At 72.2% G+C, this 2419-nt stretch carries 1 pseudogene; it reads left to right on the top strand.

Annotated features, from left to right (window positions below):
• Positions 1-489: 489 nt before the first annotated feature.
• A pseudogene (locus tag ACLEQD_RS41430) lies at positions 490-2419 on the top strand (hypothetical protein); the annotation flags it as partial.

The following is a 2419-nucleotide window of genomic DNA, read 5'->3' as shown; positions in this document are numbered from 1 at the left end:
GCTCAACGGCCTGCTGATGGACGCGCCCGACGACGCCAGGGCCCGCTTCGTGCTGGACGTGCTGCGCGAGCGGGTGCGACGGCGAAGGAAGCGCCGTCGCGGCGGCCGTCGGCGGAGGACGACGAGTCCCGGACGAAGACCGTGGAGGTGTCCGCGCTGGCGCTGTCGGACCCGGAGCTGGGGAGCACGGTGGTGGAGATGCCGGTGGTGCAGGCGCCGCCAGCGCGGGCTCCGCGAGCCGACACGGTGCAGGTCCCGCTGGGCGAGTGGGCCGGGCTGGGACGGACGGCGTCGCGAGGACCGGAGTTCCCCTGGGAGGACGAAGGACCGGGCAAGGCCCGGGGGGTGACGCCGCCGCGGGGGGTGAGGTCGGTTCCGGAGCCCGTGCCGTACATGCGGGGGACGGAACGGAGTGGGGTGGACTCCGGTGCCAGGGCTTCGGAGGCACGGGGGCTCGAGGCTGAAGGCTCCGCTGAGAAGCCGGAGTCCGTGGCGCAAGGGACCGGCGAGAAGGCACCGGAACCGGCGCGCCCTGCCGAGGTCGTGCAGTCGCTGAGCGACAAGGGCACCGGGGCCTCGGGTGAGTCGCCGCTGAGGGAGGGGGTGCCGGCGTCGGTGGATGCGTCGAATGTCCTGCCGTCCGGCGACGCGCCTTCGATGACCGATGCGGAGAACGAAGCGGCCTTGAGCGCGTCGCCGTCCGCGGCCGTGGCGCCGAAGTCCGAGAGCGTCACTGCGGCGCCGGATGTGGCGCAGGCACCTTCGAGTGCGGTCGTGGTGTCGACGGGGGTCGCCGCATCGGATGTGGTGCAGGCGCCTGAAAGCGCTGGGGACGTATCGAGCGCATCGGTGTCCGCGGAGGCGACCCAGGCGCCTGAGCGCGGCGCTACGGTGTCGAGCGATTCGTCCGCGAGCGCCACGGAGGTGCCTGGGCACGTCATCACGGCACTGGGTGTAACGCCGTCCGCGGAGGTGCCAGAACACGTCCTCGCGGCGTTGAGCGCATTGCTGCTGGCGGACGAGACACAGGCTCCTGCTCGCGCCGAAATGGCATCGCGCGCATCGTCTTCCGCCGACGTGCCACAGGCACCGGAGCACGGTGTCGCGGTGCCAAGCGTATCGTCGGCCGAGGATGCGCCACGGACGTCTGAGCGTGTTGAAGCCGCGGCGAGCGCGTCGTCGTCAGTGGATGCGGCACACGCGCCTGGGCACGTCGCATCGCCAGCCAACGCGGCACAGGCTCCCGAGCACGTGGCTGCGACGTCGAACGCGCCGTCACCGCCCGCGGACACGGCGGTAGCGTCCGAAGCGACGTCGTCGGATGCAACGCAAACGCCCGGCGAGAAGTCCATTGCCGCACCGGGGGCGTCGTCGGCGACACCGACGCCTGAAGAAGAGGCTGTGACGCCGAGCACATCGCCCGTCGATGCGGCCTCCGCGTTCGAAAAGGCGCCGGAAGCCCCTCCGGTGTTCGAGTCGACGCAGGTCTTCGGCAAGAGGCTCGAAGAGGCATCCCCAGCCGATACCGCACAGGCCCTCGAAGAAGAGGCCGCGACGGCGGCGCGGAAGCCATCCGGGGAAGCACCCTCCGTCGTGGTGGGGGCATCCTCGAAGAGCGCGAGTCACGACGAAGCCGCACCGGAGCGGATGCCGCCGCGTCCCCTCGTATCGGTGCTGGTCCCGGGAGCGCCCTCCAAGGCTTTCGACGAGGACGAATCCACGTCGGAGATGCTCCTTCCGCGTCCGGCCGGCTCGGCGGCTGAGGCGCCGGCGAAGGCCTCCGACGAGGACGCAGCGGCGACGGAGAACCTCCCCCCGCGTCGGTCCGAGCCGGCCGGGACGCAAGCAAAGCCATCCAGCGAGAGCGCATCGACGCCGAAGAAGACGCCTCCACGCCAGCCGGATGCGGTGCTGGTGCCGGGCGGTCCCTCGAAGGGCTTCGACGCGGACGAAGCGACGTCGGAAGTCATCCTCCCGCGTCCGGCCGACGCTTCCGCGAAGACCCCGGATGCACGCGCGTCGGCGGAGCGGAGTTCTCCCCGCGCGGTCCTGGTGCCTGGCGCGCCGGCCACGGCGTTCGACGACGAAGAGTCGACCTCGGAGCTCATCCCTCCCGAGCGTGCCGAAGCGGAGAAGGGTGCTTCCGCGTCAACGCAGCCCCGTGCCGAGAAGCCAGCCGCTCCGCGACGGGCCTCCGTGCTGGTCCCCGCCACCGCGAAGCCCGCGTTCGACGAAGAGGAGTCGACGTCGGAAGTGGTCTTCCCGCAGCCGGATTCCGCCACGCCCCGCGCACCGGCGCAGGCAACCCCCGCGGCTCCCAAGCGCGACTCCACGCGCCTCCCCTCGGTGAAGCCCACCGAGCCCGGCGCGAGCCCGGCTCCGGACGCGGCTCCCTCCGCGCGCGGCTCGGACGAGGGCT

It is taken from the genome of Corallococcus sp. 4LFB (assembly GCF_046520365.1).
GTDB lineage: Bacteria > Myxococcota > Myxococcia > Myxococcales > Myxococcaceae > Corallococcus > Corallococcus caeni.
The sequence above is the reverse complement of the archived record's forward strand: the minus strand, read 5'-3'. Positions and strand labels throughout refer to the sequence as shown.